At 70.0% G+C, this 25,176-nt stretch carries 23 protein-coding genes; 6 read left to right on the top strand and 17 right to left on the bottom strand.

Features of this window, described 5'->3' with window-relative positions; translation table 11 throughout:
- Positions 1–9 precede the first annotated feature (9 nt).
- Positions 10–984: a tripartite tricarboxylate transporter substrate binding protein gene (locus ACUTAG_RS30745; protein ID WP_446650442.1), complete on the top strand. Its 975-nt coding sequence runs from the start codon at positions 10–12 to the stop codon at positions 982–984.
- Between the two features lie 12 nt (positions 985–996).
- On the opposite strand, the gene ACUTAG_RS30750 is transcribed toward ACUTAG_RS30745, so the two are convergent.
- The 3 genes from ACUTAG_RS30750 to araD form a co-directional block, all read right to left on the bottom strand.
- Complete coding sequence (locus ACUTAG_RS30750; RefSeq protein ID WP_049054312.1) at positions 997–1,986, bottom strand: Bug family tripartite tricarboxylate transporter substrate binding protein; 990 nt, start codon at positions 1,984–1,986, stop codon at positions 997–999.
- Between the two features lie 64 nt (positions 1,987–2,050).
- Entirely contained in the window at positions 2,051–2,761 is a 711-nt protein-coding gene (locus ACUTAG_RS30755) for a ribonuclease activity regulator RraA (RefSeq protein WP_026383117.1), read from the bottom strand.
- Positions 2,762–2,808: 47 nt separating this feature from the next.
- A complete protein-coding gene (gene araD, locus ACUTAG_RS30760) occupies positions 2,809–4,539 on the bottom strand; it encodes an L-arabinonate dehydratase (RefSeq protein WP_006385339.1) in 1,731 nt (576 codons plus the stop codon).
- 194 nt (positions 4,540–4,733) lie between these two features.
- On the opposite strand from araD, the gene ACUTAG_RS30765 reads away from it, so the two are divergent.
- On the top strand, positions 4,734–5,435 hold the full coding sequence (locus ACUTAG_RS30765; RefSeq protein WP_446650443.1) for a GntR family transcriptional regulator: 702 nt from the start codon (positions 4,734–4,736) through the stop codon (positions 5,433–5,435).
- Here the strand turns inward: ACUTAG_RS30765 and ACUTAG_RS30770 are convergent.
- Positions 5,420–6,793, bottom strand: a complete 1,374-nt coding sequence (locus ACUTAG_RS30770; protein WP_446650444.1) for a hypothetical protein — start codon at positions 6,791–6,793, stop codon at positions 5,420–5,422. The genes ACUTAG_RS30765 and ACUTAG_RS30770 overlap by 16 nt on opposite strands.
- A gap of 168 nt (positions 6,794–6,961) precedes the next feature.
- On the opposite strand from ACUTAG_RS30770, the gene ACUTAG_RS30775 reads away from it, so the two are divergent.
- On the top strand, positions 6,962–7,549 hold the full coding sequence (locus tag ACUTAG_RS30775) for a surface-adhesin E family protein (protein WP_024068959.1): 588 nt from the start codon (positions 6,962–6,964) through the stop codon (positions 7,547–7,549).
- Positions 7,550–7,626: 77 nt separating this feature from the next.
- Here the strand turns inward: ACUTAG_RS30775 and ACUTAG_RS30780 are convergent, their stop codons facing one another.
- From ACUTAG_RS30780 to ACUTAG_RS30800, 5 genes are read right to left on the bottom strand one after another with little or no spacing between them, the layout of a single operon-like run.
- Positions 7,627–8,451: an ABC transporter permease gene (locus tag ACUTAG_RS30780; protein ID WP_446650445.1), complete on the bottom strand. Its 825-nt coding sequence runs from the start codon at positions 8,449–8,451 to the stop codon at positions 7,627–7,629.
- The gene (locus ACUTAG_RS30785; protein ID WP_020927827.1) at positions 8,448–9,638 is read right to left on the bottom strand and encodes an ABC transporter substrate-binding protein; all 1,191 of its coding nucleotides are present in this window, start codon (positions 9,636–9,638) and stop codon (positions 8,448–8,450) included. Before ACUTAG_RS30785 ends, ACUTAG_RS30780 begins: the two co-directional genes overlap by 4 nt.
- A complete protein-coding gene (locus ACUTAG_RS30790) occupies positions 9,628–10,440 on the bottom strand; it encodes an ABC transporter ATP-binding protein (protein WP_054507468.1) in 813 nt (270 codons plus the stop codon). The genes ACUTAG_RS30785 and ACUTAG_RS30790 overlap by 11 nt, the downstream gene beginning before the upstream one ends.
- Positions 10,437–11,549, bottom strand: coding sequence for an acyl-CoA dehydrogenase family protein (locus ACUTAG_RS30795; RefSeq protein WP_054498888.1), 1,113 nt, complete (start codon positions 11,547–11,549; stop codon positions 10,437–10,439). The genes ACUTAG_RS30790 and ACUTAG_RS30795 overlap by 4 nt, the downstream gene beginning before the upstream one ends.
- Complete coding sequence (locus tag ACUTAG_RS30800) at positions 11,546–12,103, bottom strand: carboxymuconolactone decarboxylase family protein (protein WP_006395222.1); 558 nt, start codon at positions 12,101–12,103, stop codon at positions 11,546–11,548. The genes ACUTAG_RS30795 and ACUTAG_RS30800 overlap by 4 nt, the downstream gene beginning before the upstream one ends.
- 203 nt (positions 12,104–12,306) lie before the next feature.
- On the opposite strand from ACUTAG_RS30800, the gene ACUTAG_RS30805 reads away from it, so the two are divergent.
- Positions 12,307–13,248 (top strand): AraC family transcriptional regulator, encoded by a 942-nt coding sequence (locus ACUTAG_RS30805; protein WP_054505879.1) that lies wholly within the window; start codon positions 12,307–12,309, stop codon positions 13,246–13,248.
- A 51-nt stretch (positions 13,249–13,299) separates the two neighbouring features.
- Here ACUTAG_RS30805 and ACUTAG_RS30810 read toward each other — a convergent pair whose 3' ends face one another.
- The 3 genes from ACUTAG_RS30810 to ACUTAG_RS30820 are packed head-to-tail and all read right to left on the bottom strand — an operon-like array spanning position 13,300 to position 16,594.
- A complete protein-coding gene (locus ACUTAG_RS30810; protein ID WP_262352282.1) occupies positions 13,300–14,118 on the bottom strand; it encodes an alpha/beta fold hydrolase in 819 nt (272 codons plus the stop codon).
- Positions 14,119–14,123: 5 nt separating this feature from the next.
- The gene (locus ACUTAG_RS30815; protein WP_049051112.1) at positions 14,124–15,419 is read right to left on the bottom strand and encodes an O-acetylhomoserine aminocarboxypropyltransferase/cysteine synthase family protein; all 1,296 of its coding nucleotides are present in this window, start codon (positions 15,417–15,419) and stop codon (positions 14,124–14,126) included.
- A 35-nt stretch (positions 15,420–15,454) separates the two neighbouring features.
- Entirely contained in the window at positions 15,455–16,594 is a 1,140-nt protein-coding gene (locus ACUTAG_RS30820; protein ID WP_148318861.1) for an aminotransferase class V-fold PLP-dependent enzyme, read from the bottom strand.
- Positions 16,595–16,763: 169 nt separating this feature from the next.
- Here ACUTAG_RS30820 and ACUTAG_RS30825 point away from each other — a divergent pair, with 169 nt between their 5' ends.
- Together ACUTAG_RS30825 and ACUTAG_RS30830 are read left to right on the top strand one after the other, a co-directional pair.
- On the top strand, positions 16,764–17,789 hold the full coding sequence (locus ACUTAG_RS30825; RefSeq protein WP_006386082.1) for an amino acid ABC transporter substrate-binding protein: 1,026 nt from the start codon (positions 16,764–16,766) through the stop codon (positions 17,787–17,789).
- A 95-nt stretch (positions 17,790–17,884) separates the two neighbouring features.
- Positions 17,885–20,038, top strand: coding sequence for an ABC transporter permease subunit (locus ACUTAG_RS30830; RefSeq protein WP_148318859.1), 2,154 nt, complete (start codon positions 17,885–17,887; stop codon positions 20,036–20,038).
- A gap of 41 nt (positions 20,039–20,079) precedes the next feature.
- Here ACUTAG_RS30830 and ubiT read toward each other — a convergent pair whose 3' ends face one another.
- The 5 genes from ubiT to ACUTAG_RS30855 form a co-directional block, all read right to left on the bottom strand.
- Positions 20,080–20,514, bottom strand: coding sequence for a ubiquinone anaerobic biosynthesis accessory factor UbiT (gene ubiT / locus ACUTAG_RS30835; protein ID WP_148318857.1), 435 nt, complete (start codon positions 20,512–20,514; stop codon positions 20,080–20,082).
- Positions 20,511–21,401 carry a U32 family peptidase gene (locus ACUTAG_RS30840; protein WP_148319047.1) on the bottom strand — a complete coding sequence of 297 codons (891 nt, stop codon included), beginning with the start codon at positions 21,399–21,401 and terminating at the stop codon, positions 20,511–20,513. The genes ubiT and ACUTAG_RS30840 overlap by 4 nt, the downstream gene beginning before the upstream one ends.
- Positions 21,398–22,414, bottom strand: a complete 1,017-nt coding sequence (gene ubiU, locus ACUTAG_RS30845) for a ubiquinone anaerobic biosynthesis protein UbiU (RefSeq protein WP_024068969.1) — start codon at positions 22,412–22,414, stop codon at positions 21,398–21,400. The genes ACUTAG_RS30840 and ubiU overlap by 4 nt, the downstream gene beginning before the upstream one ends.
- Positions 22,415–22,497: 83 nt before the next feature.
- Positions 22,498–23,169 carry a response regulator gene (locus tag ACUTAG_RS30850; RefSeq protein WP_006386087.1) on the bottom strand — a complete coding sequence of 224 codons (672 nt, stop codon included), beginning with the start codon at positions 23,167–23,169 and terminating at the stop codon, positions 22,498–22,500.
- A gap of 13 nt (positions 23,170–23,182) precedes the next feature.
- Positions 23,183–25,120 (bottom strand): type IV pili methyl-accepting chemotaxis transducer N-terminal domain-containing protein, encoded by a 1,938-nt coding sequence (locus ACUTAG_RS30855; RefSeq protein ID WP_446650446.1) that lies wholly within the window; start codon positions 25,118–25,120, stop codon positions 23,183–23,185.
- Positions 25,121–25,176: the final 56 nt, after the last annotated feature.

The following is a 25,176-nucleotide window of genomic DNA, read 5'->3' on the forward strand; positions in this document are numbered from 1 at the left end:
GGAGCCACCATGACCCGCACCCGCCTGCCCGCGCTGGCCTTCAGCGCCCTGTCCTTCCTGGCCTGCGCCACCGCCGCTCCCGCCGCGATGGCGGCCGACTATCCCAGCCGCTCGATGGAACTGGTGGTCGCCTACCAGCCCGGCGGCGGCAGCGACAACACCGCCCGCGCCATCGCCGAAGCGGTGCGCCCGCCGCTGCTGGCGCAGCCCACCGTGGTGATCAACAAGCCCGGCGCCAGCGGTTCGATCGGCTGGTCGTATGTGGCCAACGCGCAGCCCGACGGCTACAGGCTGGTGCTGATGACGCCCGAGATGCTGGTGGTGCCGCTGATGGGCATCGGCAAGACCACGGTCAAGGACTTCCAGCCCATCGCCCGCTTCACCGATGATCCGTCGTCGGTCACGGTGCGGGCCGACGCGCCGTGGAAGACGGTGGAGGAATTCCTGGACTACGCCCGAAAGAATCCCGAGCGGGTGGCGGTGTCCAACGCCGGCATCGGCACCGTGCCGCACATGGCGGCCGCGGCGCTGGGCGAGCAGACCGGCGTGAAGTTCGTGCACGTGCCCTACCAGGGATCGGCGCCGGCCATCATGGGCCTGCTGGCGGGCGACGTGCAGGCCACCACGGTGGCCTATGCCGAACTGCAGCAGCACGTGGACACCGGCAAGCTGCGCACCCTGGCCGTGATGGCGCCGAAACGGCTCGACAACCTGCCGGGCGTGCCGACCATGAAGGAACGCGGCGCCGACCTGCAGTTCAGCGTCTGGCGCGGCATCGGCCTGCCGAAGTCGGCGCCGGCCGACGCCATCGAAAAATGGCGCAACGCCGCGCGCCAGGTGGCCCAATCGCAGGACTTCCAGGCCCTGATGCGCAAGCAGAACCTGACGCCCTCATACGCCGACCAACCGCAATTCGCGGCCGACGTGGCGCGGCAGGAACAGGCCTTCAACGCGCTGGTGCCGAAGCTGAGCCTGAAACCCTGATATTGGCGGTCATCATTCCACCGTCGCCCCCGATTTCTTCACCACCTCCGCCCAGCGCGGGATCTCCGTGGCCATCAGGGCGCGCAGTTCCTCGGGCGTGCTGCCGACCAGCTCCATGCCCATGGTCTTGCCGAGCTTTTCCTGCACGTCGGGTTCCTTCAGGATCACGGCAATCTCGGCGGCGAGCTTGTCGAGGATGGGCTTGGGCGTGCCCTTGGGCGCATACACCGCCTGCCACGACGCCATCTGGAAGCCAGGCACGCCGGCCTCCTGCATGGTCGGCACGTCCGGGGCCAGCGAGATGCGGTCCTTGGTGGTGACGGCCAGCAGCTTGAGCTTGCCGGTCTGCAAGAGCGGCAAGGCGGCGGTCATCTGGTCGAACATGAAGGTGACCGCGCCCGAGGACACATCGACCATGGCGGGCGGCGTGCCCTTGTAGGGCACGTGCGTGAGCGGCACGCCGATCATGCCGGAGAACAGTTCGCCGGCCAGGTGGGTGGAGGTGCCGGCGCCGGACGAGGCGAAGGTGCGCTTGGACGGATCCTTCTTGAGCAGCGCGATCAGGTCGGCCACCGAGTTCACGCCCAGGTTCGGGTCGACCAGCAGCACGTTGGGCAGATAGGCGATCAGCGAGACCGGCTCGAAGTCCTTGACCGGGTCGTACTTCAGGTTCTTGTAGAGGCTGGCGTTGATGGCGTGAGTGCTGATGGTGCCGCCGAACAGCGTGTAGCCGTCGGGCGCGGCCTTGGCCACGTAGGTGGCGCCGATGCCGCCGGCGGCGCCCGGCTTGTTCTCGACGATGACGTTCTGGTGCAGCCGGTCGCCCAGCTTCTGCGCCAGCACGCGGCCGACCACGTCGGTGGAGCCGCCCACGGTGAACGGCACCACGTAGGAAATCGGCTTCTGCGCCGGCCACTCGGCGGCCGTGGCCGGCAGCGCCCACGCGCCCAGCAGCGGTCCTGCCAGCAGCGCGGCCAGCGCGCTGCGACGTTGCTTGTTCATGCTTGTCTCCTGCCCTCTGTGTTTTATAGGCATGGGTCGCCGGCCGGTCGGCCGGCGCCAGGGCTCAACGGCCCTGTTCTTTGCGCCACGCGGCGAACTTGTCCTTGGTGGCCGGGTCGGTGGGCGGATACAGGCCCAGGATCGAGGCGCCGGCCTGCACCTGGCTGGTGACGAAGTCCTCGAACGCGGTCATTTCCACCGCTTCGTCCGCGATCTCGTCGGCCAGGTGCGCGGGGATCACCACCACGCCCTCGCGGTCGCCCACGACGATGTCGCCGGGAAACACGGCCACGTCGCCGCAGCCGATGGGCGCATTGATATCCAGCGCCTGGTGCAGCGTCAGGTTGGTCGGCGCGGACGGCCGGTTGTGGTACGCGGGAAAGCCGAGTTCGGCGATCTCGGGCGAGTCGCGAAAACCGCCGTCGGTGACCACGCCGGCCACGCCGCGCTTCATCAGGCGGGTCACCAGGATCGAACCGGCCGAGGCGGCGCGCGGGTCCTTGCGGCTGTCCATCACCAGCACCGCGCCGGGCGGGCAGGTCTCGACCGCGGCGCGCTGCGGATGGGCGCGGTCCTCGAACACCTTGATGGTGTTCAGGTCCTCGCGCGCCGGGATGTAGCGCAGCGTGAAGGCCGGGCCGACCATGTTGGGCAGCGTCGCGTTCAGCGGCCGCACGTCCTGGATGAACTGGTTGCGCAGGCCGCGCTTGAACAAGGCGGTGCACAGCGTGGCGGTGCTGATGCCGGCCAGCTTGGCGCGGGTGGCGGGATTCATGTCTGACACGGAAAACTCCAGGGAAAGCGATTCAGGGGATGGCGGGTTCAGAAGATTTCCGGTTCCGGCACGGGCGCGCCGAAGCTGGTCTCGAGGAAGTCGAAGTCGCAGCCCTCGTCGGCCTGCAGGATGTGTTGCGAGTACATCCAGCCGTAGCCGCGCTCGTAGCGCTTGGGCGGCGGCGTCCAGGCGGCGCGGCGCGCGGCCAGCTCCTCGTCGCTGACGTTCAGGTGGATGCTGCGGGCCGGCACGTCGACGGTGATCAGGTCGCCGGTCTTGACCAGCGCCAGCGGGCCGCCGATGTAGGCTTCGGGCGCCGCGTGCAGGATGCAGGCGCCGTAGCTGGTGCCGCTCATGCGGGCGTCGGACAGGCGCAGCATGTCGCGCACGCCCTGCTTGACCAGCTTGGTGGGGATCGGCAGCATGCCCCATTCCGGCATGCCGGGGCCGCCCTGCGGGCCGGCGTTACGCAGGATCATGATGTGGTCGGCGGTGACGTCCAGGTTCTCGTCGTCGACCGCGGCTTTCATGCTGGGATAGTCGTCGAACACCAGCGCCGGGCCGGTGTGTCGCAGGTACTGCGGGGCGCAGGCGCTGGGCTTGATGACGCAGCCGTCCGGCGCGATGTTGCCGCGCAGGACCGCCAGCGCGCCCTCGTCGTAGATGGCGGTGTCGAGCTTGCGGATGACGTCGTCGTTGTAGACCTCGGCGCCGGCGATGTTCTCGCCCAGCGTCTTGCCGGTGACGGTCATGGCCGACAGGTCCAGGTGGCCTTCCAGGCGCGACATCAGCGCCGGCAGGCCGCCGGCGTAGAAGAAGTCTTCCATCAGGTACTTGTCGCCGCTGGGCCGGATATTGGCGATGACCGGCACCTTGCGGCTGGCGGCGTCGAAGTCGTCCAGGCCCACAGGATGGCCGGCGCGACGCGACATGGCCACCAGGTGGATGATGGCGTTGGTGGAGCAGCCCATGGCCATGGCCACGTTGATGGCGTTCTTGAACGAGGCCAGCGTCAGGATGCGCTGCGGCGTCAGGTCGTCCCACACCATCTCGACCACGCGGCGGCCGCATTCGGCCGACATGCGCATGTGGTTGACGTCGGCCGCCGGGATCGACGAGGCCCCCGGCAGCGTCATGCCGATGGCCTCGGCGATGGCGGTCATGGTGCTGGCCGTGCCCATCGTCATGCAGGTGCCGTAGCTGCGGGCGATGCCGCCTTCGACCTCGGTCCATTGTTCCTGCGTGATCTTGCCGGCGCGGCGCTCGTCCCACAGCTTCCAGGCGTCCGAGCCGGAGCCCAGGATCTTGCCCTTCCAGTTGCCGCGCAGCATCGGGCCGGCGGGCACGTAGACACAGGGCAGCCCGGCGCTGATGGCGCCCATCAAGAGGCCCGGCGTGGTCTTGTCGCACCCGCCCAGCAGCACCGCGCCGTCCACCGGGTGGCTGCGCAGCAGTTCCTCGGCCTCCATCGCCAGCATGTTCCGGTACAGCATGGTGGTGGGCTTGACGAACGATTCGGACACCGAGATGGCCGGCAGTTCCACCGGGAAGCCGCCGGCCTGGAACACGCCGCGCTTGACGTCCTCGACCCGCTGCTTGAAGTGGCTGTGGCAGGGGTTCAGGTCGGACCACGTATTGATGATGGCGATGATGGGGCGGCCGGCCCAGTCGTCGGGGCCATAGCCCATCTGCATCATGCGCGAGCGGTGGCCAAACGAGCGCAGGTCGTCCTTGGCCATCCAGGCGGCGCTGCGCAGACTTTCGTAGGTGCGTTTCATAGGCGGGTGCGGGTCCAGGGATGCGAAAAGAGAAAGAGAAGAAATCGTTGACCGGACCATTTAAACACTAATACATTAGTGCGTCAGCTAGGTGAAAACCCGCTACACTCCGCTTCCACGACAGCCCCTTGCGATCGACCTTGACGACCGACGCTTCCGACCGACCTACCGAGAATTTCCCGGATTCCGCTCCGATGCCCAGCCCCAAGCTCAGACTGGACCGCTCGCGGCACGCCGCGCCCCAGGTCTTCGAACATCTGCGCGAACAGATCATGTCGCTGGCGCTGGCGCCGGGCGCGCCGTTGTCGCGCGTGACGCTGGCCGAGGCCTATGGCCTGAGCCAGACGCCGATCCGCGATGCGCTCATGAAGCTGGCCGAGGAAGCGCTGGTCGAGATCTATCCGCAGCACACCACCGTGGTCAGCCGCATCGACATCGCCGCGGCGCGTCAGGCGCATTTCCTGCGGCGTTCGATCGAACTGGAAATCGTGCACCTTTTGGCGCAGAAACCCGATCCCCTGCTGATCCAGCGTCTGCAGGCCAGCATCGACCGCCAGCGCGTCTGCCACGCCGCCGGCCAATACCAGCAATTCATGGAAGCCGACCAGGCCTTCCATCGCGACATGCACACGGCCGCCGGCGTCACGGCGCTGTGGGACATGGAGCAGCGCTACAGCGGTCACGTCGACCGCCTGCGCCGCCTGCACCTGCCGGAAGCCGGCAAGGCCGAACGCATCATGGACGACCACCAGCGGGTGCTGGACGCCATCGCCGCCGGCGATGCGCCGCGGGCGCAGCAGGCGCTGCGCGAGCACCTGTCGGGCACCCTCAGCCAGGTGGCCGAGATCTGCAAGCGCTATCCGGACTACGTGCTGGCGCCCTACTCCAACGCATAACGCACGATGAGGGTCCTGCCGTCGCGATCGGCATGCACCAGCAGGCCCTCGCCCGCCGCGTCCAGCCCGAGCAGCCCGCGCTCCTGGTCGGGCGACAGCTGGAACGGCCGCCAACTGCGCCCCTGGTCGCGGGTGTGGAAATACGTGCGGGTGTATTCGCCAAACGAAAACAGGTGGTCGGCGTAGGTCTGGATCACCCAGCCGTTGCGGCCGAACCAGGCCTGCCCGATCCAGGTGGGCCGGCCCCGCACGTCGGGCGTCGCGGCCAGTTCGTGCCAGTTGCCCTGGTCCGGCTCCAGGCGAAAGATGCGGTTGCCATGGGTGGAATACACCGGCTGGCCCAGCACCGGGCGCGACAGCGGGTCCTGCGCCGGCACCGGCGCCACGTCATGGGTGATGCGGAATGCCGGCGACGCGCCGCTCTGGAACCGCACCTCGAAGCGCCGCGTCTCGATGCGCCGCGCGCCGCCATCGGCGGTGACGCCTTCGCGCCAGCTCCAGCCCACCGCGCGGTCGGCCGCCGCCGGGTACAGCGACCAGCCGTAGGCCAGTTGCTCGCCCGCGCCCGCCTGCTCATGAAAGGCCTTGGCGTAGCTGCCGGCATCGGGCCAGACCTGTTCGCGCAACCGCAGCGCCGACCAGCGCCGGGCGCCGTCTTCGCTCACCAAAAGGCGCTCGCCATCCGCGCCGTCCTCCAGCGCCACGGCGCGCGCCTCGCTCAGGAACATGGTGTGCCGCTGCGGCGCGCCCAGCGCGACCTCCGGATCGTAGCGCCACGTGGCGCCCTGGTCGTCGGAACGCAGGACGTCCCGCGCGGCCGGTTGGTCGCCGTCGCCCGGACGGCGCAAGGCGCTGGTCACCAGATACAGAGTCTGGCCCGGCGTGCCGATGAGCGTCACGCCGGTGTCGCCGCCAATCGAACCGAGCAGCGCGTAGCGGCCGTTGTCGCGGCCGCCATAGACCAGGTTGCGGACCTCGCGCGAGGCCGCGCCGGCGCGCAACAGATCCTCCGCCAGGTCGGCCTGCCCGGCGGCCAATGCCGGCGCGGTCCCCTGCGCCGACGCGCGCCGGGGTTCATGGCGCTCGGCCACGGCGGGCAGCAGCGCGTCCAGCACCGGCGCGCGGCCCAACCCGGCCAGGTCGCGCTCGCCCGAGATCAATTGACCGGTCAGGTACTGGTGATCGCCATAGCGGTACAGGCGCGTGCGCGAATAGCCGGCCAGCGGCGGGCCGTCGAGTTCGCCGATGACCTCGCTGCGCGTCAACGGCTGGCCTTCCGGCACCAGCTGGTGCAGGCCATAGGCCAGCAGGCCGGTCGCGGCAATCGCGGCCACACCCGCGACCCCCCTGATATTCATCGTGCTCGTCACTCCTGCGATGCGGGACAGCGCCAGACGTCGCCATGGGCGCCATCCGGACGGACGAGACTATACCTCCGCGCCGCACACCGCGCCGCGCTCCGGCTGTGACCGGATCTTTCTCTATACTGGGGCCACTCACACGGACGCCGCTCGGGAAACGCCCTCATGACAGCAAGGCAAGCGCTACACATACTGATCCTGGCCATGCTGGCGGGATCGGCCTGGGCCGAGCCGGCCGCCACGGCGGCGGACGCCTGCGCCGCGGCGCAGCGTGGCGGCAAAGCCGCGCAGGCCGACGCCTGCGCGGGCGCCAGCGTGCCGCGCGAGGCGGACAATACCGGTCTGGCGCCAAGCCCTGGCTCGGACTGGCAGCCGCTGGCCCCGCAAAGCATGCCGGGGGTGTTCTATGACGGCGCCTCCATCACGCAGCTGTCCGAACGGCCCGTGGTGATGCTGGCCACGGTGGCCTGGTTCTACGCCCAGCCGCGGGTCTCCGAAACCAATGGCCAGCCCTACGGCTCGGTGACGCAGGCCGTGATCATGAACTGCAGCAACAATACCTACACCGTCACCGAGACCCAGCATTACGCCGGCCCCAACGCCACCGGCAGCCTGGTGGAATCGCTGCCCGTGGCAGGCATGTCGAGCGCGCCGGTGGTGCGCGACCCGGTGCAACGCTCGCTGCGCACCGTGATCTGCCCGGCCGACGGCCGCCGCGCGCCGCCCCAGGGCACGGCGGCGGGCAAGGACTAGGGCCTGCCGCGACCGCGCCGCGCGTCCTGGTCACGCGTCCGGATGTCCATGCGAGGCGCCTGTTGCATGGACAGGGCCTAGCCGCGCCAATAGCGGTAGAGCGCGCGCGCCGCGGCGTCCAGCGCGAAGCCGAGCGCCCCGATCAGCAGCACCATGGCCATCAGTTCCGAATAGGCCAGCCGGTCGCGCGTGTCCAGGATGAAATAGCCCATCCCCGCCGATACGCCCAGCATTTCGCACGGCACCAGCACGATCCAGAGAATGCCGATGGCCAGCCGCGCCCCGGTCAGGATGTGGCCCAGGACGCCAGGCAGGATCACGTGGCGCAGGGTTTCCCAGCGGGTCGCGGCCATGCTTTGCGCCAGCTGCAGCCAGCGCGCGTCCAGCTGCTGCACGCCTGCGGCCGTATTCAGCACGATGGGCCACACCGCGGCAAAGGCCAGCAGGAAATACACCGGGTCGTCGCCCACGCCGAACACCATCACCACTATCGGCATCCACGACAGCGGCGAGATCATGCGCAGGAACTGCATGGCCGGCGACAACGCCGCCTCCAGGCGCCGGTAGCTGCCGATCGCCAGCCCGAGCGGCACGCCGATGGCCAGCGCCAGCCCCAGGCCCACGGCCACGCGCCGCAGGCTCACCAGCACGTGCAGCGGCAGATCCGAGCCGGTCAGCAGTTGCCACAGGCTGGCGAAGGTGGCGGCGGGCGCAAAGCGCCGCGCCATGCCGCCGGCGGGCGCCAGTACCTCGGTACCCAGCCACCACAGCGCCAGCAGCGCCGCCAGGCCGGCCAGCCCAAGCACGGCGCGCGCGGCCGGGCCGTCGCGCCGCGCGCGGGTGCGCGCAGGCACGGCGACGGGCTGCGCGCCGCCCGCGGCCAGCGACTGGCGCGCCGTCACGCCCGCACCATCTCGGCCCGGCTGTACGACTCGGGAAAGCCGAAGCGTCCCAATCCGCCCGCCGCCTCGATGGCGCGCCTGACGTAGCGGTCGTCGACCAGCTCGGCGGCCGCCCGCGCCGGATCCAGGTTCGCCAGAAAGCCGCGATCGGCCTCGATCACGGTGTCGCGCAGGCGCCGCACCAGTTCCTCGGTATAGCTGGGGAACGGGTATGGCTGGAAGTCGATGCGGCGCTCATCCCAGTCGGCGTGGCGGATCGCGCCGCTGGCCAGGTATTGCTCGCGGTCGGACGGCGGCGGCGCCAGCACCTTGCTCAAGGCCGGCAGGCCGTGCGGGGTGTAGCGGTTGATGCCTTCCTTGGACAGCAGCCTGGCGGTCTCTTCGCGGTTGTCGCGGATCCACAGCTGCGCCTGGACGATGGCGTCGACCACCTTCTGCGACCACTCGGGGCGCTGCTGCAGGTCGCGCTCGTGCATGAACACCACGCAGCAGGCGTGGTTGCGCCAGACGTCGCCGGTAAAGCGCAGCACCTTGCCCACGCCCAGCGTCTCGGCCACGGCATTGAAGGGTTCGGCCACGATGTAGCCTGCGATGCGGTTTTGCGCCAGCGCCGGCGGCATGTCGGCCGGCGCCATCACCACCAGGTTGACTTCGTTGGCGGCCGGCGCGCCGTCCTTGCGCGACACGGGCTCCAGGCCGTTCTCGCGCAGCAGGTATTGCAGCACCACGTTGTGGATGGAATACCAGAACGGGATCGCCACGGTCTTGCCGCCCAGCTGCTTGACGTCGTTGATGGCCGGCGCCACCGTCAGGCCCGAGCCGCCGACGTGGTTCCAGGCCACCACCTTGGCCGGCACCTGGCTGCCGAAGCGCGCCCACACCGTCATCGGCGACAGCAGGTGCACCACGTTGACCTGCCCCGAAATGAACGCCTCGATCACCTGCGCCCAACTGCGCAGCAGCGTCGGCTTTTCGGCCTTCACCCCGGCCTTGTCGAACAGGCCGTTGTTATGCGCTACCAGCAATGGCGCCGCGTCGGTGATCGGCAGGTAGCCGATGCGCACCGGGGCGTCGGGCTCGCTCTGCGCCCGCGCGTTGAACGCCGACAGCAGCGGCGCGGCGCCGCCCACCGTCAGCAGGGCCGAGAGTTTCAACCAGTCGCGACGCGACATGTGTTCAAGGCACATCGATAGACTCCTTGGCGGCTTGGCCGCGTGCGACCCGCAGCGCATCGCGCAGGCGGGTCAGGATTTCCAGGCGCAGCGCGCCCATTTCAGACAAGAGATCGGCGCGCGGCTGCGGCAGGTCCACCGACCACACGCCCAGGATGCGTCCGGGCGCGCCGCCCAGCAGCACAATGCGGTCGGCCAGCAGCAGCGCTTCGTCGATATCGTGGGTGATGAGGACGGCGGCGGTATGGAAGTCGGCCACCACCTTGCGCAGCAGCGCCTGCATGTCGCCGCGCGTGACCTCGTCGAGCGCGCCGAAGGGTTCGTCCAGCAGCAGCACCGCCGGCTGGCGCGCCAGGCAGCGCGCCAGCGCGGTGCGCTGCGCCATGCCGCCTGACAGCTGCGCCGGCCGCAGGTGGCGCGCATGCGACAGGCCGACCTCGTCGATGGCCTGGTCGATCCGCAGGCGCCGTTCGGCCGCGTCCAGCACGGGCTGGTGGACGAAATCCAGGCCGAACGCGACATTGCGCTCCAGCGACAGCCACGGCAACAGGCTGGGATCCTGGAACGCCACCGCCACGCGCGGATGCACGCCGGTCAACGGCGCGCCCTCCATCAACAGCGTGCCGGCGCTGGCCGGCTGCAACCCCGCCAGCACCCGCAACAGACTGGACTTGCCGGCGCCGCTGGCGCCCAGCACCGCCACCACCTCGCCCCGATCCAGCGCCAGGTCCACGTCCCGGAACACGTCCATGGACGCGCCGGGGTAGCGCAGCGCCAGCGCGCTGGCCTGCAACACGGGGCGCGGCGGCGCGCTCATGCGGCGCCCTCGGCCGCGAGCCGGGCCTGGCGCTTGGCCAGCTCGGTCTTGAGCTGCACCAGGCTGGGGGTGACGATGGGCAGGAAGGCCGCCTCGCGCCAGCGGCGCGCAAAACCATCGCCAGCCGGTCTCAGGTAGGCCGCGCCGCCGCTGGCCTGCAGTTCCAGCTGCACTGCCTGGCTGGCGATCTCGGCCAGGGCGATGCGGCTCTCGAACAGCAGCCACGGTTCGGCCACGAAGCGTTCGCTGCGCACGCCGGCCACCAGGCGCGCGGTCACTTCGTCGAGCTGCCGCGCCAGCGCCTGCAGGGGTTCGGCGAGGATGCCGCGCGACGCCTGGCCCTGTCCGGCCTCGCCAGCCGCGCGCAAGGCGCGCCGCGCCAGGCCGATGGACAGGCCGCACTGCAGCCCGGCGAAGGCCGGCCGCGCTCGCGGCAGATACTGGCGCGCGTCCGGATGGATCAGCCATTCGGGCCCGATGCGTACATCGCGCACGTCCAGCGCCGCCGTGTTGCTGGACTGCAGCGCCAGCAGGTTCAGGTCGGCGCTGCGCGTCAGTCCGTCGATGTCGTGCGGCAAGGCCACCACTGCCGGCGTGCCGTCCGGCGACGAGACGGCCGCGGCCACCAGGAAGCCCTGCTTGCGCAGGTTGGTCACCCACGGCATGCGGCCGTCCAACCGCCAATCCGTGCCGTCCTGGCGCGCGCCGATCTGCAGCGATTCGATGCCGCTGAGGAACTTCATGGCGTTCGACAGCGCCGTGGCGCCGGCCGTTTCGCCCGCCAGCAAGGGCGCCAGCCACGCTTGCGACAAGGCCGCGTTGGGGCTGCGCAGCAGGTATTCGATGAAAACGCGCTGGCCCCAGGCCACGAAGGCCGCGGCCACGGAATGCTCGGCCACCTGCGACACCGCCTCGATGGCGTCGCCGATGTCGGTGCCCGGCGCGCCGCCCTGCTCGGCCGGCACGCCCAGGCGGAACACGCCCGCCTCGGCCAATCGCGGCAGGACCTCGGCGGCGTCATGGCTGCCGTCGTCCAGCGCGCCGGCATGGGCGTCGAGCCAGGCGGCCAGCCCGGGCGACAGGCGCGGGTCCGGTTGCCGCGCCGTCATTGCGCGCCGCTCCAGGCGTAGGCGCCCAACTGCTCGTTCAGCGGCGTCTGCGCCAGGTTGTTGCCGAAATTGCAGATGGTCGCCAACCCCACGCCGACGATCACTTCGAGCGCGTTGCCGTCGCTGTAGCCGGCCTCGCGCAAGGCTTGCAGCTCGGCGTCGCTGACGCGGCCGCGGGTACGGATCACGGCTTCGGTGAACGCGGCCAGCGCCTGCAGGCGGGCGTCGGGCAGCGTGCCTTGCGCGCGCAGCGCATCCACCACTTCGGGCGAAAGCTTGGCCTTGTTGCGCGCCAGCGCGGTGTGGCCGGCCACGCAGAAGGTGCAGCCGTGGCGGGTGCCGGCCACCAGTTGCACCACCTCGCGTTCCTGCAGCGTCAGCCCGGCGCGCGCGTTGATCTGCGACAGCGTCTGGTAGGCTTCCAGCGCCACCGGCGCGTTGGCCAGCACGCCCAGCAGGTTGGACAGGTAGCCCGCGCCCTGTTCGGCGGCGGCCAGCGCGGCGCGGGTGGGTTCGGGGGCGCTTTGCGCGGTATGGACGGGCAGACGGGCCATGAAGGTCTCCAGAAGACTGTCAACGAAAACTCGATTGTGCGGGCGCCCCGCCCCGGGCGACAATGCACGGGGATCGCAAGCTGATGCTCGATCCTATCGACTTTCAGCTATGCGCTTATAACCAGGCGCGATCGCCATCATCGCGCCAAACTGATCCGGTCGTTCCGCCATACCAGCGCGACCGCCACTCGCCTGCCCTTGCCATGCCGCCCTCGCCCGCCCCGAACGCCGATCAAGCCGCCGTCGACGCCCTGCTGCTGTCGAGCCTGGAGGTGCAGTCCAGCTTGTATCACCTGGGGCAGTACTGCGGCAATTGGTCGGCCAGCACCAGCGGCCGGGCCCGCGCCAGTTTCCACCTGATCCTGCACGGCCGTTGCCGCGTCGACCTGGGGCCGGGCCAGGCGCCGCTGACGCTGGCGGCCGGCGACGGCGTGTTCTTCCTGCGCGACCTGCCGCACGCGCTGACGCCGCTGGACGCGCCCGGATCGGCCGCGCCGGTGTGTCGCGAGATGCGGCCGCTGCTGCCGCGCCAGCCCGACGGCACCGGGCTGGCCTGCGGCTTCTTCCAGTTCCGCCCCGGCCTGGCCGATCTGCTGGCCGATACGCTGCCCGACGTGCTGGTGCTGCGCGCCGACGATGCCCGCTACGCCAGCGCGCGCGGCGTGTTCGACCTGATACTGGGCGAAACCCGGCGCGACGGCGGCGCCTCGACGGTAGTGCTGGAACGGCTCACCGACATGCTGGTCTTTTTCATGCTGCGCCACCTGGCGATCCACGACCGCCAGGCCCACGGCCTGTTCGTGCTGGCGCGCGACCCGGCCATGGCGGGCTTGCTGCAGGCGATCCTGGCGCGGCCGGCGGACCCCTGGAGCATGGACGACATGGCGCGCCACGTGCACATGTCCAAGGCCACCTTCCACCGCCGCTTCACGCTGCAAAGCGGCACCACGCCGGCGCAGTTGCTGCAATTGCTGCGCATGCGTGTGGCGCGGCGCCTGCTGGCGCAAGGCGTGGCCATCGCCGAGGCCGCCGAACAGGTCGGCTACCGCTCGCAAGCCGCCTTCAGCCGCGTGTTCCAGCGCACCGAGGGCGTGGCGCCTTCGGCCTGGCGCAAGGGCTCGCCTTTGCCGGGAGCGCCCGGCTGAAGGCCGCCGCGCCCCTGCCTTGCGGCCCCTCGCGTCCCGGCTCGCGGCGCCTTACGACAGCCCCAGCAACAGTTCCGCCAGCAACTGCGGGTGGGTGATGTGCGCCTCGTGCGGCGCGGCGATGTCGACCCAGTTCCAGCCCGATTGCGACTTCACCCATTGGCGCGAGGCCTCCAGCACTTCCAGTTCCGGCTGGGTGCAATGGATGTAGGTGCGCGGGCGGCCGTTGCCCACGGGATGCCGGAGGGTGAGCGGCGTGGTGTAGCTGGCCAGCGGGTGCGGCGTCAGGCGGCGCTTGACCCAGGCCTCGTCGGCGCTGCCCGGCTTGAAGCCCCAGGCCGCCGGCAACGGCTCGGGGATCGGCACGGCCAGGCCGTTGGTGGCCTTGGACGCGGCCGCGATGCGCGCGTCGGCGTCGGCCTTGGGGTACACCGAGAACGCATCCTGGCCGTTCTGCAGCACAATGGAATCGAAGTACACCAGGTGCGCCAGCCGCTCCGGAATGCGGTCGGCCACGCCCGAGATCGGAATGCCGCCGAAGCTGTGGCCCACCAGGATCACGTCGTTCAGTTCTTCACTCTGGATCACCTGGACCAGGTCCTCGACGAAGGTGTCGATGGTGATGCCCTTGTGCAGCAGGTGGGCGCGGTCGCCCATGCCGGTGAAGCTGGGCGCGTAGACGCGATGGCCGGCGGCCTGCAGCCGGTCGGCCACCGGCCGCCAGCACCAGCCGCCGTGCCAGGAGCCGTGCGCCAGCACGTAGGTCTTGGCGCGGCCGGCGGCCGGCTTGGCCGCGATGGCCGGGGCCGCCGCCAGGGCGGGCAGCCCGGCGGCCAGTTGCAACAGGGTCCTGCGGGAAATCATGCTCATGCCATTCACACCTGCGCCAGGGCCTGGTCCAGATCGGCCAGCAGATCGTCGATATGCTCGATGCCGATCGACAGGCGCACCGTTTCCTCGCGCACGCCCGCCTTCTGCAGTTCTTCGGGATTGAGCTGGCGATGGGTGGTGGACGCCGGATGCGTGGCCAGCGACTTGGCATCGCCGATGTTGACCAGGCGCGTGAACAGCTGCAGCGCGTCCTGGAAGCGCGCGCCGGCTTCGCGGCCGCCCTTGACGCCAAAGGTGAACAGGCCCGGCGCCTTGCCGCCCAGGTACTTGCGCACCAGCGCGTGGTCGGGGTGATCCGGCAGGCCCGCGTAATTGACCCACTCGACCTTGGGGTGCTCGCGCAGGTAGCCGGCCACCTTGACCGCGTTCTCGACAATGCGGTCCACGCGCAGCGCCAGCGTCTCGATGCCCTGCAGGATCTGGAACGCATTGAACGGCGAGATCGCCGCGCCGGTGTTGCGCAGCGGCACCACGCGGGCGCGGCCGATGTAGGCGGCCGGGCCGAAGGCTTCGGTGTAGACCACGCCGTGGTAGCTGACGTCGGGTTCGTTCAGGCGCTTGAAGCGGGCCTTGTGCTCGGCCCAGGGGAACCTGCCCGAGTCGATGATGGCGCCGCCCAGGCTGGTGCCGTGGCCGCCCAGGTACTTGGTCAGCGACTGCACCACGATGTCGGCGCCGTGCTCGATCGGGCGCAGCAGGTACGGCGAGGGCACGGTGTTGTCGACGATCAGCGGCAGGCCGTGGCGGTGGGCCAGCTCGGCCAGCGCGGCGATGTCGGTGATGTTGCCCAGCGGGTTGCCGACCGACTCGGCGAAGATGGCCTTGGTGCGCTCGTCGATCTGCGCCTCGAAGGCGGCCAGGTCGCTCGGGTTGGCGAAACGCGTGGTGATACCGTATTGCGGCAGCGTGTGGGCGAACAGGTTGTAGGTGCCGCCGTACAGCGTGCTGGACGAGACGATGTTGTCGCCCGCCTCGGCAATCGTCAGGATGGCGTAGGTCACCGCGGCCTGGCCCGAAGCCAGCGCCAGCGCGGCGATGCCGCCTTCCAGCGCCGCCACGCGCTGTTCCAGCACGTCGGTGGTCGGGTTCATGATGCGGGTGTAGATGTTGCCCGCCACTTTCAGGTCGAACAGGTCGGCGCCGTGCTGGGTGTCGTCAAAGGCGTAGGCCACGGTCTGGTAGATCGGCACGGCCACGGCGCGCGTGGTCGGGTCGGGCTTGTAGCCGCCATGCACGGCAATGGTTTCCAGCCGCCACTCGGGCTTCTTCGGTTCGGTCATGTGGTGCTCCTCGAAATGCGTTATCGGTAATAGGATCAGGCGGCGAACCCGCGCGCGGCGCGCAGGATGCGGTCGACGTCCCCATGATTGTTATAGGCGCCGACGGACAGGCGCACGTAACCATACTCCACGATGCTGGCCACCACGCCTTCGCGGGCCAGGTGCGCCAGCGCCGTGGCCGGATCGGCCACGCGCAATGCGGTGGTGGTGCTGCGCAGCGCCGCGTCGGCCGGCGATACCACCTGCAGGCCCTGGGCGCGCAAACCGTCGCTCAATGCAGCGGATAGCTCCAGTACCCATGGCTCGATGCGTTCGGGCCGCGCCCATTCGATCAGGTCCAGCGCCGCGGCCCAGCCGGCGATGCCGGGATAGTTCAGATTGCCGGTTTCCAGGCGGCGGGCGTCGCCCGCGTCGGACACCCCCACCTGCCATTGCAGGCCGGTCTTGTCGAGCGTGGTGATTTCCGACGGGCCGACGTACAGCGGATCCAGCGCGTCGAGCAGCCGCGGCGACACGTGCAGCAGGCCCACGCCCAGCGGCCCCAGCATGCCCTTGTGAGCGCCGCTGGCGAAAGCGTCCACGCCCCACGCATCGACCTCGGCGCGCAACAGGCCCGCGCCCTGGATGCCGTCGACCACCAGCCAGATGCCGCGCTCGGCGCAGCGCCGGCCCAGCTCGGCGATGTCGGTGCGCAGGCCCGTGCCGTATTGCACCCACGACACCGCGATCAGCCGCGTGCGCGCGTCGACGTGCTGCCACAGGTCATCGACCGTATAGCGGTGCGCGCGTGCCGACGGCACCCGCACCTGCACGCCGCGACGGCGCAGGTTGAGCCAGGGCAAGGCGTTGGTGGGATGTTCCTGGTCGTCGATCACCAGGTTGTCGCCTTCCTGCCAGGCCAGGCCCTGCGCCACGGTGTTCAGGCCCTCGGTGGTGTTCTTGGTGAAGGCCAGCCGACGCGCGTCGCCGCCGATCAGCCGGGCCAGCCGCGCGCGCAGCGCGCCGGCATCGCGCAGCCATTGCGGCTTGTCGCTGCGGGCGTGGGTGATGCCGTCGAAGAAGGCGGCCACGCCTTCGGCCACCTTGGGCGCCAGCGGGCTGGTGTAGGCGATGTTGGCGTAGGCCTTGTCGCGAGTGATGGGAAACCATTCCCGGAATTCGTCCTGCCAGCTCATGCGCAACCTTCTTCAATCCTGCAACTTGGTATGGACGGATTCTAGGTATATGACGCGAATTTGGATAAGGCTAAGTTCTCATAACCATATGACGATACAGTCGCTCACAATGGCGATGCGCAGCCCTAGAATTCATGCCTTTCTTGCATACATCGAATACGGGAACGGCATGCGGTTGATCTCTCTACTCAAGGCCGCCGGGGCGGCGGCGGCGCTGGCTTGCGCTGGCGCGTCCATGGCGGGCGTCACGGTCGACGCCATCAAGAAGCGCGGCGAATTGGTGTGCGGCGTGAGCCAGGGCTCGGCCGGGCTGTCGATCGCCGACAAACAGGGCCGCTGGACCGGCCTGGACGCCGACCTGTGCCGCGCGCTGGCGGCCGCCGTGCTGGGCGATCCCGAGAAGACGCGCTTCGTGCCGCTCAGTTCGCAGCAGCGCTTTCCCGCCCTGCAAGGCGGCGAGATCGACGTGCTCAACCGCAACACCACCATCACCTCCAGCCGCGACGCGGGCCTGGGCATCGTCTCGGCCGGCATCGTGTTCTACGACGGCCAGGGCTTCCTGGTGCCGAAGAAGCTGGGCGTGAAAAGCGCCACCGAACTGGACGGCGCGCAGGTCTGCGTGCAGCCCGGCACCGTCAACGAACAGAACCTGGTCGATTACTTCAAGAAGCACAAGCTCAACTATCGGCCGGTGGTGATCGAGAACCTGGTCGAGCTGGAACAGGCCTTCTACGCCGGGCGCTGCGACGTCTACCTGTCGGATGCCTCGACGCTGGCCGCCAGCCGCGCCGCGCGCGCCGCCAATCCGGACGACTTCGTCATCCTGCCCGAACGCATCAACAAGTCGCCGCTCGGCCCCTTCGTGCGCCAGGACGATCCCAACTGGACCGCCATCGTGCGCTGGACCGTCAACGCGCTGGTGGCCGCCGAGGAACTGGGCATCACCTCCAGGAACGTGGACAGCCAGGCGCAAAGCAGCGACGCCCAGGTGCGCCGCCTATTGGGTCTGGACCCCGGCATCGGCAAGGGCTTCGGGCTGGACGAAGGCTGGGCCCGCAACGTGATCAGGGCCGTCGGCAACTATGGCGAGGTGTGGGACCGCAACCTGGGCGCGGCCACGCCGCTCAAGCTCGATCGCGGCCTGAACCGGCAATGGAACCAGGGCGGCCTGCTGTATTCGCCGCCGTTCCAATAAACCTTCACGCACGCGCTGCCGGCAGGCGGGCCGACGGCCCGCCTGCGCGCTTTTTGAGAAGCCGCCGGCCCCTTCCGGCGCAGGCCAGGACAGACATGATCGCCCTTCACTCCTCGCCCTGGAACGCCGCGCTGCGGCGCTGGTGGCCAACCGCCGCCTGGACCCTGGGGCTTGCCGCCCTGGCGGCGCTACTGCTGCTGCACATCGAAGCCACGCAGGCGGCCCGCGGCATCCGCGGCGGCTTCGGCTTCCTGTTCCAGCCGGCGGGCTTCCGCATTTCGGAAAGCCTGCTGCCGGTGACGCCCGACGATCCCTACTGGATGTCGCTCGCCGCCGGGCTGGTGAACACGCTGACGGTCGCGCTGGCGGCGATTCCGCTCGCCACCCTGCTGGGCATCGGCCTGGGCCTGCTGCGGCTGTCGTCGCGGCCGCTGGCATCGCGCGCCGCCGCGCTCGTCATCGCGCCCTTGCGCAATACCCCGGTACTGCTGCAATTGTTCGTCTGGTACGGCCTTTTGCTGCGCCTGCCGGACGCGCGCCAGGCGTGGTCGCCGCTGCCGTCCGTGCTGCTGTCGAACCGCGGGTTGGCATTGCCGGCGCTGCACGGCTGGCTGCCCTATGCGCTGGCGGCGGCGGGCGCCCTGCTGCTCGGCTGGCGCCTGCGTCATCGCCTCGGCCGAGCCGCGCCCTGGGCCGCGCTGGCGGCCACGGCGCTGGCCTGGGCGTTGTTGCCCGGCGTCACCATTGATCTGCCCGTCAAGCGCGGCTTGGGTCTGCAAGGCGGCTGGCAGCCCAGCATCGAATTCGCCGCGCTGGTGATCGGGCTGGTGGTGTTCCATGCGGCCTACATCGCCGACATCGTGCGCGCCGCCGTGCGGGCGGTGCCGGTGGGCCTGGTGGAAGCCGGCCAGGCCATGGCATTGCCCCCCTGGGGCGTGCTGCGCCACGTCGTCGCGCCCTACGCCGCGCGCGTGGCGCTGCCGCCGTATGCCAACCAGTGCCTGGCACTGGTCAAGAACAGCACCCTGGCCATCGCCATCGGCTACCAGGAACTGATGGCCGTCATCAATACCGCCATCACCCAGACCGGGCTGGCGCTGGAAGGCATCACCCTGGCCGTGGCCGTCTACCTGGGGCTGGCGTTGGCGCTGGGCGGCGCGCTGTCCGCCTGGAACGCGCGCCATGCCCGCCACGGCCCCGGCGACAGCCACGGCGCCCGCCTGGGCGAGCGCCCCGCGTTGCGCCTGCTGGACGACGACAAGCGCGGCATCGGCGGCTGGTTCGGATCGGCGCTGATGGCATTGCTGCTGGGCGCCGCCGGCTGGGCCTTGCTCGATTGGGCGCTGCTGCGCGCCGTCTGGAGCGGCAGCCCCGCCGCCTGCGCCGCCGCGGGCGCCTGCTGGGCCGCCGTGGGCGAGAACCTGCCATTGCTGCTGTTCGGCGCCATGGCGCCCGCCGACCGCGCGCAGGCGCTGGTCGCCTGCGCCGCCCTGCTCGCCGGCGTGGCGGTCGCGCTGGGGGTGGGTCGGCTCGCGGCGCGGCCACGCCTGGCGTGGATCGCGCTGATGATTGCCGTCACGCTGGCCGCGCTGGCCGGTTGGCCCTGGGGTGGCGGCGCCATCGGCCCGTTGCGCTGGAGCGGCCTGTTGGTGACGCTGATCCTGGCGATCTCCGCGCTACTGGCCGCGCTGCCGCTGGCCTTCGGCCTGGCGCTGTTGCGCCGTTCCGCCAGCCCCGGCGGGTCGCTCGCCGCCGCAGCGCTGATCGAGGCCGTGCGCGGCGTGCCGCTGGTGACGCAATTGCTGTTCGCGTCGTTCGTGCTGCCGCTGCTGCTGGGCGGCGGCGTGTCCAAGTTCGGCATGGCCCTGGCCGCGCTGACGCTGCACACCGCCTGCCTGCTGGCCGAAGTGCTGCGCGGCGCGCTGCAGGCAATTCCGCCTGGCCAAATGATGGCGGCGCGCGCGCTCGGCATGCGCCCCGCCGTCGCCTACTGGACGGTGATCTGGCCGCAGGCGCGCCGCATCGCGGCGCCGGCCGCGCTGGGCGTGTTCGTCGGCGCGGTCAAGGACACCTCGCTGGTCAGCATCATCGGCGTGTTCGACGTGCTGGGCGCGGCCAAGGCGGTGGTCGCCGGCACTGACTGGCGTGCCTACCATGTCGAGGTCTACCTGGCGGTGGCGCTGCTGTACTTCAGCGCCAGCCTGGCGTTGGCGCGCGTGGCGCGGCGCATGGAAGGAGCGGTTTCCTGATATCCTCGCCGACGCGCGCGGTGCCGCCTTCGCGGCCAAGCCTATTGGCCCCCTGCGCCCAGCCGTTCCAGCCACGCCGGACGCGGCGCCGCATCCAGCCAGTTCTTGACGATCAACCCCAGTTCGGTGTCGCCGGAGATACGCAGCCGCCGCTGGAAGAACAAGGTGTCCGCATCAGTCTCGCCGCGCATCAGCGCCAGCAGTTCCGCCACGCCCGCGCCCAGCGCCAGCTCGCAGGCCTCGCGATTCCACATTGGTCGAAAGACGCCGCCGCGCACGGTGAAGCGGCTGCACAGGCCCAGGTCCTCGATGGTGATGGCGAAGCTGCGGCCCTCCAGTTCGGGTGGCGGGCTGAGCCAGTTCAGGCGCCGCGCCAACTCCAGCCCGGCGACGAAGTGCAGCGACACCAGCGGCGCGGGCAACCGCCGCCCCAGGCGCGCGACCAGGCCCGGCACGGCGAATCGGCTGTCGCTCATAGCCCCTCCTGCCAGGCGATCCCCGACTGGCCATGGAAATAGCCATTGCAGCGGCCGATGCCGGCCGGCGGCTGCACCGCTGCCGGCGCGCGGCCGCCGCGCGCGGCGTCCAGCGCCGCGATGGCTTCGAGCGTGCCGGCCGACTGCGGGCTGACGCGCAGCACGTCGGCGCCCATGTCGGCCAGGTACGCGGCCTGGTCCAGCAGGTCGAGGCAGGCGGCCGACTGCACCTGGATGCCGTTGATCGCCAGGAACTCGCGCGATTCACGCGTGCGCATGTCCAGGCCATCGGGATGCTCGATGCAGCGGAAGCCGCACTCGTCCTTCTTCAACCGGAAGTGGCGCGCGGTGAAGCAGCGCGCCGAGAACGCCAGCGCCATGCGGCCCCACACCATGATCTCGGCCTGCAACCCGGCCGGCCGCTCGGCCAGCAGCCGCGCCAGCGCATTGACGTGCATTTCCAGCGGCGCCACGAAGCGGGTCGCGCCGCGCGCGGCCAGCCATTCCAGCGTGCCGCCGTGGTAGGCGTTCATGTGCGGACCGGCTACGAACGGCCGGCCGCCCAGGTGGCGCATGGCGCCGGCCTCGCCAGCCTCGACCATGAAATCCCGCTGCTCGCACAGGCGTCGCAGGGCCGAGGCTTCGGCGCCGGTCTCGATCAGGGTGCGGCCGGACAGCACCACTTCCTTGCCGGCGGCCGCGAGGTCGCGCGCCAGGTCGAGCCAGTCGTCGGCGCGCAATTCGTGGCGCCGGCTACAGACGGTTTCGCCGACGTAAAGGATATCGGCCGGACTGTCGGCCAGTTCAGCGTAGAACGCCAGCGTACGCTGGCGCGGCCAGTAGTACAGCAACGGTCCGACCGAGATGCGGAAAGCCTTGGGTTTCATTTCCATGGACGTTCGAATGCGCCTTGCGTGACTTGGGATCCCTCGGCATGGCGCGCCAGCATGGCGTTCCATTCGGGACGGGGGGAATAGCGGTTGGGATCGGCGTGCGCGCTGTCGAGCGCGGCGCGCAGCGTGGACACCACCTGCGTGACGTAGGCCGGGCTGCGCTGGCGTCCTTCTATCTTGATCGCCGCCACGCCCATCTCGGCCAGTTTGGGCAAGAGGCCGATGGCGTTCAGGCTGGTCGGTTCCTCCAGCGCATGGTCGGCATGGCCGTCGACCTCGAAGCGCCCCTTGCACAGCGTCGGATAGGCGGCGGCCTCGCCAGGCCCATAGCGGTCGATCAGGATGCCGTTCAGGCGCGCATCCAGGCGGCCGTCCTGCTCGACCCAGCGCACCGCGCTGGCGGGCGAACAGACGCCCTTGTTGTTGGGCGAATCGCCCGTGGCGTACGACGACAACAGGCAGCGCCCTTCGGCCATGACGCACAGGCTGCCGAAGCCGAACACCTCGACCTCGACGCTGACGTTGGCACAGATGCGGGCGATCTCGGCCAGCGTCAGCACGCGCGGCAGCACCACCCGGTGAATGCCGAATTGCTCCTTCATGAGTTCGATCGCGTCGGTGTGGGTGGCCGAGCCCTGCACCGATAGGTGCAGGCGCAGGTCGGGATAGCGGTCGCGGGCATACGCCAGCAGGCCGGCATCGGCCATGATGACCGCATCCGCGCCCAGCCCGTGCGCGGCATCGACAGCCTCGCGCCATTCATGGCCGCGGCCGGCCTGCACGAAGGTGTTGATGGCGAACAGCACCTTGCGTTGCCGGCTGTGCGCCAGTTCGACGCCGGCGCGGATGTCGCTTTCGGTGAAATTGAGCCCGGCGAAGTTGCGGGCGTTGGTGGCGTTCTTCAGGCCCAGGTAGACGGTGTCTGCGCCTGCCTCGATCGCCGCCTTCAGCGCGGCCAGGCTGCCGGCCGGCGCCACGAGTTCCAGGGGGGAGGTTCGGGTTTGCATGCCGGCCAGTCTAGGGGCCGGCGCGGCGGGTGGCCTTGTCGCAGATCAAACCGTCCGGCGGCGGCGCGCCACGCCGCGCAATTTCAGGCCGGATCGTCGCCGTGCAGGCCGTGCTCGACGGCGTAGACCGCGACCTGCACGCGGCTGGTGAGGTTCAGCTTCTTCAACACGTTCTGCACGTGGATCTTGACCGTGCTTTCGCTGACGTCGAGTTCGCGCGCGATGACCTTGTTGCTGGCGCCGCGCGCCAGGCACTGCACGATCTGGCGTTCGCGCGCCGTCAGGCGATGACGCTCGGCCTGGCCGGCCGGCGCCTGCGCGGCCAGGCTGGCCTGGCCTCGGAATTGTTCGACCAGCTTGGCCGTCATGCTCTCGGCGATGACGGGTTCGCCGGCCGCGGCGCGGCGGATGGCCGACGTCAGGGCCTCGGCGTCGATGTTCTTGAGCAGATAGCCGCGGGCGCCGTCGCGCAGCGCCTGGCCCAGCTCGTCGGCTTCTTCCGACACGGTGAGGATGATCACCGCACAGGAAGGCAGATCCTGCGTCAGCAGTTGCAGCGTCTCCAGCCCCGACAGGCCCGGCATGTTCAGATCCAGCAGCACCACGTCGGGCTTGAGTTCCTTGGCGCGCTTCAGGCCTTCGACGCCATCGCCGGCCTCGGCCACGATCTCGAAATCGGGCTGGCGCTGCAGCAGCAGGCGCATGCCCGAACGGAACAGGGTGTGGTCATCGACGAGCAGGATACGGATGGGCATGGTCTTGAAAGGGTCAGGCGGCCTGGCGTTCGGCGTCGGGCAACGTCAAGGCAATGCGCGTGCCGCCGCCGGGCCGGGATTTCATTGTAATCAAGGCATGCATCCGGGCGGCGCGTTCGCGCATGATGTGCAGGCCGACGTGGGCCTCGCCGCGCTGCGCCACTTCGTCCGGATCGTAGCCCTGGCCGTTGTCGGCGATCAGCAGGTTGAAATCGCGGTCGTTGCGCACCACCACGTCGACCCGGTCCGCCTCGGAGTGCTTGCGCACGTTCGACAGCGCTTCCTGCAGGATGAACAGCACCTGCAATTGCTGCTCCGGGGCCAGCGGCGCGCCGACGCCCTGGCTGAAGGCCAGCTCGGTGCGCGTGCCGGTCTGGCGGCGGAAACGTTCGACCGTGTCCTGGATGGCGGTCTTCAGGTCGCCCTGGCCCAGCTTGTCGCGGAAGTTGGTGAGCAGCTCGCGCACGTCCTTGTAGCTTTCGTCCACGCCGGTGCGCAGCAGCGGCAGGATTTCCTCGACCTCGGCCTGGTCGCCGCGCCTGACGGCCGCGTCCAGCAGCTGCAATTGCAGGTTCAGGAAGTTCAAGCCCTGCGCCAGGCTGTCGTGCAGCCCCTGCGCCACCAGGCCGCGCTCCTGCACCACCGCCAGCTGGCGCGCCTGGGCGCCCAGGCGGCGGTTGTCCAGCGCCACGCCCAGGTGCTGCCCCAGGGTTTCCAGCAGTTGCGAATCGGACGGCGCCAGCTTGCGCTGGCTGCGAAAATGCAGCGAGTACGAGCCCAGCACCTCGTCGCGCGTGACGATGCGGAACACCGCCACGCTGGCGAAGCCGTCGCGCTGGCAGTTCAGGTCCATCTGCGGCGGCGCCTGGCGAAAATCCTGGATCACGACGACGCCGGCCTGGCGCGTGGCCACGCCGCAATAACAGTCGTCGACCCGCATGCAGTGCTCGGACTCGACCAGTTCCTCGGACAGCCCCACCGACACCACTAGGTTGAGCTTTTCGTTGTCGGGATCGAGCGCGCGGATGCTGCCGCCTTCGGCGTCGAACTGCAGCATGACGCGGCGCAGGAAGCCCTGGCACATTGCCTCGATCTCGTTGGGCTGGTTCAGGAACGCCGCCATGTCGTACAGCGCGCCGATGTCGCGGTTCTGCGCCGCGAGCTGGGCGGTCTTTTCGCCCACCCGCTGTTCCAGGCCGGTGTACAGGCTCTGCAATTCGTCGGCCATGCGGTTGAAGCCGCGCGCCAGCACGCCGAATTCATCCTGGCTCTCGACCGGCAGGCGGGTGCTGAACTCGCGCGCCGCCATGCGCTGCAGGCCGTCGCGCAGGCGCAGCACGGGCGCGATGATCCACAGGTACAGCAGGTAGATCATGGCCAGGGTGCCGGCGCTGGCGATGGCCGCCAGCACGCCCTGCGACAGCCGCAGCGAGGTGGTCTTGCCGGCGTTGTCCTGTTCGATCATGCGCACCAGCTCGTCGGCGCGGGCAACGAAATCGGGCAGCGTCTCCAGGTATTCGGCCGCATCCTCGCGGGCGATGGCGCGCAACGCCGCCGGCCGCATGATGTCGCGCCAGTAGTCGGCCACGCCCAGCCAATGCTGGCGGATGGTCGGATCGTTGGGAATGAACAGCGGCCGGGCCGGGTTGCCGCGCGCCAGGCGGGCGATGGTGTCGTCCATCAACTGCACCTGCTCTTCGGTGCGCGCCTGGCGCCCGGCCTCGGGCCGCATCAGCTCCACCGCCACCCTATTGGCGCGCATGCGCAGGCTGCTGGTGTCGTTGATGGCCGCGCCCGCGCCTTCCAGCTGCCACGACAGCCACAGCGTCAGGCCGATCATGCCGAGCACCACGATCAACGCGACCAGCGAACTGGCGACGATGCGCGTCGACAGCCGGTGGCGTGGCGACGGCAGGCCCTGGGCGTCGGAAGGGGAATCGGGTGTGGTCATGGACTGGGCTTGCGCGCGGGCGTGCCTGAAGCGGGTTGGGCGGTTGCCAGCCGTGA

This window comes from Achromobacter sp. CSND-B12 (assembly GCF_052906545.1).